This is a genomic window from Rikenella sp. (assembly GCF_056799795.1).
The window spans coordinates 1-8977 of sequence record NZ_JBQIQO010000052.1 but is presented as its reverse complement, the minus strand read 5'-3'; the positions used below and the strand labels follow the sequence as shown (position 1 = coordinate 8977).

The window sequence follows — 8977 nt, the reverse complement described above, 5'->3', positions numbered from 1 at the left end:
AATTTGAGGCTAAGGCTACCTGGTTCGCGTGCTGCTCGTTCCTGTCTATTCCGAGAGGCAACGCAACTGACGACCAGCGGCACGGTTGAACGAGTAGCTGGTCGTGAGGCTCTGCGAATAGAAAATCAAATTCAGACTGTAGAGATCCCGCTTGCGGCGGAAGACCAGCTGAATCCGTGGTGACCGCTGCTACCCGCTTCGCCCAAGGTATAGCCGCGGTAGCCCGGGCGGTGCTCGCGAACGGTAAAAAATATGTATCTTTGAGTTCCTAAAAAACCGAAGTCAATCATGTTTAGAACAGCCACCTGCGGCGAGCTTCGGCTCACCGATGCGAATAAGACCGTCACCCTTGCCGGATGGGTACAGAAGGTGCGCAACTTAGGCTCGATGGTCTTTATCGACCTGCGCGACCGATACGGCATTACCCAGATCACCGTGGACGAACACGCTGCCGACGCCGTCCGGGAAACGGCCGGACGACTCGGCCGCGAATATGTGATCCAGGTGACCGGAACCGTCACGGAACGGTCGGCTAAAAACAGCAAAATACCGACCGGCGAGATCGAAATCGTCGCTGCCGACATGCAAATTTTGAATACCAGCGAAGTCCCGCCGTTTACCATCGAAGAGCAGTCCGACGGGGGTGATGATTTGCGGATGAGATATCGCTACCTCGACCTGCGGCGGGCGCCGTTGCAACGCGCTATGATGTTGCGTCACAGGCTGGCGCAGGAGGTACGCAACTACCTCGATGCGCAGGGGTTCATGGAGATCGAGACGCCGTATCTGATCAAATCGACGCCCGAAGGGGCGCGGGATTTCGTGGTGCCGAGCCGGATGAATCCGGGCGAATTTTATGCCTTGCCCCAGTCGCCGCAGACTTTCAAACAACTCCTGATGGTGAGCGGCTATGACCGCTATTTCCAGATCGTGCGCTGTTTCCGGGACGAGGACTTGCGGGCAGACCGGCAGCCGGAATTTACCCAGGTGGACTGCGAAATGGCGTTCGTGGAGCGCGAGGACGTGCTCACGGTGTTCGAAGGGATGATGCGGACGATGTTCGACAAGACGCTGGGGGTGAAGTTTGCGGAGGCGCGGTTCCCGCGCATGACGTGGCACGAGGCGATGGAAAAATATGGGTCGGACAAGCCGGATATCCGGTTTGGGATGACGTTCAATGACTTGACGGGCTTGGTGAAGGGGCACGACTTTGCGGTGTTCGACGGGGCGGAATATGTCGGAGCGATTTGTGCGCCGGGGTGTGCCTCCTATACGCGGAAGCAGTTGGACGGTTTGACAGAGTTCGTCAAACGTCCGCAGGTGGGGGCGAAGGGGCTGGTGTATGTGCGGCGCGAGGCGGACGGTTCGTATAAGTCGAGCGTGGACAAGTTCTACTCGCAGGAGGAGTTGGCGAAATGGGGCTCGGCTTGTGGCATGCAGGCGGGGGATTTGCTGCTCATACTGGCGGGTGCCAAAAAACAGACGTTGGCGGCGCTGTGCGCGTTGCGGTTGGAGATGGGGGATCGGCTGGGGCTCAGGCCGCACGATACGTTCGCGCCGTTGTGGGTGGTCGATTTTCCGCTCTTGGAATGGGATGACGAGACGCAGCGCTATTATGCAATGCACCACCCGTTTACGTCGCCCAAAGCGGAGGATATGGACAAATTCTTCTCGACGGATATCGAGGTGCTGGGGGATGTGCGGGCGGAGGCGTATGACTTTGTGGTGAACGGGGTCGAGGTCGGCGGGGGGTCGATCCGGATCCACGACGGGCGGGTGCAGAGCCGGATGTTCGAGGTGTTGGGCTTTACGTCGGAGGAGGCGCAGGCGCAGTTCGGATTCCTTCTGGGGGCTTTCAAGTATGGGGCGCCGCCGCACGGGGGGATTGCGTTCGGTTTCGACCGGATGTGTTCGTTGTTCGGCGGGTCGGATTCGATTCGCGATTTCATCGCGTTCCCGAAGAACAACAGCGGACGCGATATGATGATCGACGCACCGTCGGCTCTGGCGCAGGCGCAGCTGGACGAACTGGGGATCGGGATTGTCGAGGCGGCTGAGTGATTTGGGCTAAGCCTGTTGCGTGTGTTTGGGGGCGAGGTTGCCAGTTGAAATGCGTGAGCATTTCCCGTCCACGGGACGTGGGGCCTGCCCGGCCCGAGGGCAGTTTTAGGCGGGACAAAGCTCGACCGCACGCCACGCCTTAGTAGGGGAATCGTCAAAATGCGCTTGCGCGTTTTGACAAGATTTCCCCAAGGCGCGCGGACAATGAGTAGGGTCGAGGCAGCTGGAGGATGCGTTAGCGTCTGTTTAAAGTTTTTTGGTTCTTTTTGTTCACAAAAAGAACAGTACCCTCAAACCATCGTGCGCCCCGCCTAAAGAAGCGATTCAGCTATTTCGGCTCACCGCCGAAATAGCTGAATCGCGCAAGGCGCGCGAAAAAAACGTCGCCCGCCCGCATAATGGGCATATTCTGCCGGTTGGCATTCGGCCAATCCGGCAAGAATTGCCGCGGGCGACGGCAAGCGTGGCGGAGCGGTAGCGGAGCCGCAGTGAGGCTGACACGGGGCGGAGAGCTGGGGCGAGCTTTGGGCTATGTTTGTTCTTCGGGCGCGAAAACTGCAGTCGGTTTTCGCGCCGCGCTGGGCTGAGCAGGGGCTTGGCTTTGGGCTGTGAGTTAGGCTGAACTATTGGCCGTGCTTCTGCGACCCAACGGGTCGCGCGGGCCAAAGCCTCCCGCAGCGGAGGCCCGCAACTGACGTTGCAGTGGGCCCCGCAGGCTTCGACCCGCTTAACTCAAGTGCGAATAGGCGTTGCTTTTGTGCCTCCGCTGGCGGCGAACAGCATCAACAAGGCGCGCCGCGGACGAATGCCACAGAATGTAGTGATAAACGGGTAGTGATTTGGGCTGAACATTTGTGGCTCGCAGAGCCACGCGGGCCGGATGCCTGCCCACGGCGGCTCGTAACACGCCGCTTGCGCGTCGAGAGTTGCCGTACCTCCCGGGCGTCCGGCCGCAAATCAAATTAAAGTAGAGGGTAGAGGCTGCCATTAAAAGACGCCTCTCGTCCCCGTTTATTCCGAGAGGCAACGCAACTGAAAACCGTGGGCACGGTTTCCGATACTCGTCGAGCCAAGACCTACGGGATTAAAATTCAAATATATGCAGCGGATTTCATGAGGAGTGGCAGAATGACTGATGCCGCTATGTCCGACATACACATGCAGGCCTGTGAAGTCGCGCAGGTAGCCCGGGGCGGGCCCGCAGGGCGTTTTACTGACAGCCCCTACCCTAATTAGGCAGCCTACACCCCCGTCAGACCGCTTCTACCCAAAAACAATCGGACGTTCCGAGACCTACCGCCCGCATGCAAGACCATAGATGCCGAATCCGATGATGAAAAATACCGACGAGTTATTGCAACGCATCGAAACGGAGCTCGAAAAGCTCCCCCTCGAACAGATCGAACCGCAGGGACTGTACGCTCCCGTCCGCTACATCCTCGAAGACGGCGGAAAGCGGATCCGACCGTTGCTGTGCCTGCTGAGCGCCGATCTCTGCGGCGGAAAGGTAAGCGAAGCGTTGCCGGCAGCCATTGCCGTCGAAGTCTTCCATAACTTCACCCTGCTCCACGACGACATTATGGATCGCGCCCCCATGCGGCGCGGGAGGCCGACCGTTCACCTGAAGTGGAGCGAAAACAGCGCCATCCTCTCCGGCGACGCCATGCTGATTTTCGCCTACCAGATCCTTTCATCGGGGAATTACGCCGAACTGCTGCCCGAATTGCTCGCCGTGTTCAACCGGGCGGCCATGGAGGTCTGTCAGGGGCAGCAGTACGACATGGAGTTCGAACGAACCGACCGCGAAGTGAGCGAAGCGGAGTATCTCGAAATGATCCGCCTCAAGACCTCCGTACTGCTGGCCGCGGCGCTGGAGATGGGGGCGATCGTGGGGGGCGCTTCTCCGGCCGAGCGACGTGCTTTGTACGACTTCGGCGTGAACCTCGGGCTGGCGTTCCAGATTCAGGACGACCTGCTCGATACCTACGGCGATGCCGAAACCTTCGGGAAGGCGATCGGAGGAGATATTGCGGTCGGGAAAAAGACCTTTCTGCATATCGCCGCCATGGCGGCCGCTTCGGCGGAGCAACGGGCTGCGATATGGGCTCCGGGGGATATGGACGAGAAATTGTTGCGGGTGCGGGGGATTTATGATGCGCTGGGGGTGCGCAGCACGGCGGAAGCGGCTATCGAACGTTACTTTACGCGCGCGCTGGCGTCGCTGCGCAGGGCGCACGAGGATGCGAGCCGGCTGGCTGTGCTCGAAAAATATGCTTATTCACTGCTGAAAAGAACGAAATAACTATGTATAAAGAACTGTTCCACGAACCCCAGAACGCTTCGGAAAAGGTATATCGCCCGGGCGAGTTGTTTCCCGATCTGCGGGTCGGGATGCGGCGCGTTCATTTGACGAACGGCGAATCTGTGGATTTGTACGACACGACGGGGGTGTATACGGAGGCGGGATATGAGGCGGACACGGAACGAGGGATTCCCCGCTTGCGGGAGCAATGGATGGCGGAGCGGGCGGCGGCATTGCCGGAGGGGGAGTTTCATACCCAGCGGTGGTATGCGCGACAGGGGGTGGTGACCCGCGAGATGGAGTATGCGGCGATTCGCGAGAATGCGGGGTTGCGGCCGGGAGACGAGGGCTATATCACGCCGGAACAGGTGAGGCGGTCGGTGGCGGAGGGACGGGCGATTCTTCCGGCCAATCGACGTCATCCGGAGTCGGAGCCGATGGTGATCGGTAGCGAATATCGGGTGAAGATCAATGCCAATATCGGCAATTCGGCGCTCGGTTCTTCCATTGCGGAGGAGGTCGAGAAGGCGCTGTGGGCCATTAAGTGGGGGGCGGACACGGTGATGGATCTCTCTACGGGGGCTCAGATTCACCAGACGCGGGAGGCGATCCTGCGCAATGTGCCGGTGCCGATCGGCACGGTGCCGCTCTATCAGGCCTTGGAAAAGGTCGGCGGGGTGGTCGAGGATTTGACGTGGGAGGCTTATCGGGATACGCTGATCGAACAGTGCGAGCAGGGGGTGGACTACTTCACGATTCATGCGGGGCTGTTGCGGGCATACGTGCCGATGGCGCAACGACGGGTGACGGGTATTGTCTCGCGCGGGGGGTCGATTATGGCGAAGTGGATGGCGCATCATGGGTGGGAGAGCTTTCTGTACGAGCATTTCGACGAGATTTGCGAGATTATGGCGCGCTACGACGTGGCTTTGTCGTTGGGCGACGGCCTGAGGCCGGGGTCGATTGCGGATGCGAACGACGAGGCGCAGTTCGGGGAACTCAAAACGCTGGGCGAGTTGTGTCGCCGGGCGTGGGAGCAGGATGTACAGGTGATTATCGAGGGGCCGGGGCATGTGCCGATGAACCGGATCCGCGAAAATATGGATCGGCAACTCGAATGGTGTCACGGGGCGCCGTTTTACACGCTCGGGCCGTTGGTCTCGGACATCGGGGCGGGGTACGATCACATCACGTCGGCGATCGGCGGGGCGATGATCGGGTGGTTCGGGACGGCGATGCTGTGTTATGTGACGACCAAAGAACACCTGGCTTTGCCGAACCGCGACGATGTGCGCGAGGGAGTGGTGACTTACAAACTGGCGGCGCATGCGGCGGATATCGCTAAGGGACATCCGGCGGCTTTGGCTCGCGACTTGGCGATGAGTCGGGCACGGTATGATTTCCGGTGGCTCGACCAGTTCAACCTGTCGCTGGATCCGGAGCGGGCGCGACGTATGCACCGGGAGATGGTGAAGGAGAATGCGGATTTTTGCGCCATGTGCGGGCCTCATTTTTGTGCGATGCGCATCACGAAGTCGATCAAGTAGGGGTTGATTTTTGGGAGTATCTTATGGGTGTGGGGTAGAGGTTGCCATAGCGAAACGTAGTTTCGCCCGTCCACGGGACGTGGGGCCCGCGCGCGAACAAAGAATTGGGCCGCCGGTAGCTTTAGGATGCGTCAGCATCCGTCTAAAGTTTGGCTTCGCCTTCCTCCTCGCCGCTCGGCAATTTGCAAACTACGTTTGCATTGCGCTCGCTGGCAGCGTCGGTTTTCTGGTTCTCTTTATTCACAAAGAGAACAGTTTCATCCGGGGCAGTGCCCAGATCGCGCGCCGACGCCTTAGTAGGGAAATCGTCAAAATGCACTTGTGCGTTTTGACAAGATTTCCCCAAGGCGCGCGAAAAATTCGACCCTGCACGAAAAATCCGTCGCCCGCCCGCGTAAAGAGGGATTTCACTCGTTTTGCGGTGAGCAAAATCGAGATGAAATCCCAGCGGGCGACGGCAACGCGGCGGAGCGCAAGCGGAGCCGCAGTGAGGCTGACACAGGGCGGAGAACTAGGACGAGCCTTGGGCTGTGCTTGTTCTTCAGGCGGCAAAACCGATGCGGTTTTCCCGCTGCGCTGGGCCGAGCTCTTGCGGCTCTTTGAGCCGCGCAGTTCGCCGCCACCCCATGCGGCGGGCTGCAACTCGTCGGAGCTCGTTGCACTCACCGCTGGCGGCGAACAGCTTAAAAGAAACGAATGGGTTGTGCTCTTGCGACCCTTTAGGGTCGCGCGGGCCGCAGCCTCCGGTCGCGGAGGCCCGCAACTAACGTTGCTTTTGGGCCCCGCAGGCTTCAACTCTCCTAAACTGAGAGCGAGTAGCGCGATTCCGTTCGGAATCGCCGTCCTCGGCGAGAGCGACGCATCAGCGGCGCGGGGGGGCGCGCCGAGGACGAATTCCACAGCATTGGGTGATGGATGGGTGCTGTGCTCTTGCGGTTCGTAGGGCCGCAACACGCCGCTTGCGCGTCGAGAGTTGCTGTTCCTCCCGGGCGTCCGGCTGCAAAGTCGAATTAATGATAGAGGCTGTTAGATTATTCAGGGTAGACCCGGCCATCTTTCGCGTGCCTCTCGTCCTCGTTTATTCCGAGAGGCAACGTAACAGACGACCGTAAACACGGTGGCACAAATGGTTCGTGTTGAGATGCTGCGTGCCCAAATCCAAGCCCATGCCATCGCCCGCCATCGGTGTACGTGACCAACTGTAACCGCCATCACCGACACCTCCCGGCAAACCCGACCTGTGGTAGCGGAAGCCCGGGGCGGGGCTGCCCCGTATGCGGAAACCGATGACCCTGCCCGCTCCGCTCCGAAATCTCGGACAAACGGAGGCAGAAGTAAACATTCTGCTATCTTTGTCGAAACCCAATCCCCTCTTCTTGAACTATGGCCAAATTAAAAAAGAGCTATTTCTGTACCGCCTGCGGCAACGAATCTCCGAAATGGGTCGGGAAATGCCCGGCCTGCGGACAGTGGAACACCTATACCGAAGAGATTATCGCCGCCAAAAGTACGCCGCTCACGACCAATAATTTTTTCAGCCTCTCTGCCGGTTCCGGCGAACGAAATCGCCCGATACCCGTTCATCAGGTGCAACGGGCCGCTTTCGAACGGATCGACCTGCTCAATCAGGAGGTCAATCGGGTGCTCGGCGGCGGACTGGTGCCCGGTTCGCTGGTGTTGCTGGGCGGCGAACCCGGGATCGGGAAATCGACCCTGGCCCTCCAGATCGCGGTGAGGATGGCCAATTCTCCAATCCTGTACGTCTCGGGCGAAGAGAGTCCCGAACAGATCAAAATGCGCGCCGACCGGATCGGCGTACTCAACGAAGAGTGCATGATCCTGAGCGAAACGTCGCTCGAAAATATCATCACCCAGCTGACTGAGAACACGCCGGAATTGGTCGTGATCGACTCGATCCAAACCTTGTACTCCGAACGGATCGAATCCTCGCCCGGAAGTGTCAGCCAGGTGCGCGAGTGTGCCGCCATGCTGCTCAAGTATGCCAAGGAGACCAAAGTCCCTGTTCTGATCATCGGCCATATCACCAAGGAGGGGGCGATTGCGGGGCCGAAAATTTTGGAACACATCGTGGACGTCGTTTTTCAGTTCGAAGGCGACAGCAATAATGCTTACCGGATTCTGCGGAGTATCAAGAATCGTTTCGGCGCGACCAACGAGATCGGTGTTTTCGAGATGCGGAACGAGGGGTTGCGCGAGGTGGACAATCCGTCGGAAATTTTGGTCTCGCACTACGACGAACCGTTGAGCGGCATCGCCATCGGGGCGACGATCGAGGGGGTGCGGCCGTTCCTGATCGAGACGCAGGCGTTGGTCAGTTCGTCGGCTTACGGGACGCCGCAGCGGTCGGCCACGGGAGTGGATTATAAACGGCTCAATATGTTGCTGGCGGTGCTCGAAAAACGGGTGGGGTTCAAGCTCGGGACGAAGGATGTCTTTCTGAATCTGGCCGGAGGTTTTCGAGTGGCAGACACGGGGCTCGACTTGGCGATCATCGCGGCAATTATTTCGTCGGGGCTGGATATTGCGCTGGATACGGATATCTGTTTTGCGGGCGAGGTGGGGTTGTCGGGCGAGGTGCGGCCTGCTTCGCGGACGGAACAGCGGGTGACGGAGGCGGCGCGGCTGGGATTCCGCACCATCGTCGTTTCGGGGTATGCGCGCAAGGCGCTGAGCCATGTGCCGAAAGGGATTGAAATCGTTTATGTGAGCCGGGTGGACGAGCTGGCCCGCCGGGTTTTCGGAAATCGGTAATCCGGTTGTCTGTTTTGTGTGGATCGTGTTTGTGGCGACGGTGCAAATGAACGCTCTCGCGACAGCTGGAGATAGGAAATCATTCAAACGCGTGTTTCGCGTTTGAATAAGATTTCCGCCAGCGCGCGGACAAAGAACGGGGGTAGAGGCTGCCCCTTCCGAGTGCCGGGAGGCACCGCCCGCCCGGCGTAAGGGCAGTACCCTCCTGTCGGACAGACGCGCGCCACGCCTAAAGAAGCGATTCAACTATTTCGGCGGTAGCCGAATATAGCTGAATCGCGCAAGGCGCGCGGAC

At 59.4% G+C, this 8977-nt stretch carries 5 protein-coding genes; 4 read left to right on the top strand and 1 reads right to left on the bottom strand.

Going from position 1 to position 8977, the window contains the following annotated elements:
• The first annotated feature begins 288 nt into the window (after positions 1-288).
• The 3 genes from aspS (at position 289) to thiC (ending at position 5910) form a co-directional block, all read left to right on the top strand.
• Positions 289-2061 (top strand): aspartate--tRNA ligase, encoded by a 1773-nt coding sequence (aspS, locus tag ACTO3O_RS09450; RefSeq protein WP_297832406.1) that lies wholly within the window; start codon positions 289-291, stop codon positions 2059-2061.
• Positions 2062-3391: 1330 nt separating this feature from the next.
• A complete protein-coding gene (locus ACTO3O_RS09445) occupies positions 3392-4363 on the top strand; it encodes a polyprenyl synthetase family protein (protein ID WP_297832411.1) in 972 nt (323 codons plus the stop codon).
• A 2-nt stretch (positions 4364-4365) separates the two neighbouring features.
• Positions 4366-5910, top strand: coding sequence for a phosphomethylpyrimidine synthase ThiC (gene thiC, locus ACTO3O_RS09440; protein ID WP_297832414.1), 1545 nt, complete (start codon positions 4366-4368; stop codon positions 5908-5910).
• A gap of 1078 nt (positions 5911-6988) precedes the next feature.
• Here the strand turns inward: thiC and ACTO3O_RS09435 are convergent.
• Positions 6989-7252, bottom strand: coding sequence for a hypothetical protein (locus ACTO3O_RS09435; protein ID WP_298081285.1), 264 nt, complete (start codon positions 7250-7252; stop codon positions 6989-6991).
• Positions 7253-7293: 41 nt separating this feature from the next.
• On the opposite strand from ACTO3O_RS09435, the gene radA reads away from it, so the two are divergent.
• On the top strand, positions 7294-8682 hold the full coding sequence (radA, locus tag ACTO3O_RS09430; protein WP_297832909.1) for a DNA repair protein RadA: 1389 nt from the start codon (positions 7294-7296) through the stop codon (positions 8680-8682).
• The last annotated feature ends 295 nt before the right edge of the window (positions 8683-8977 follow it).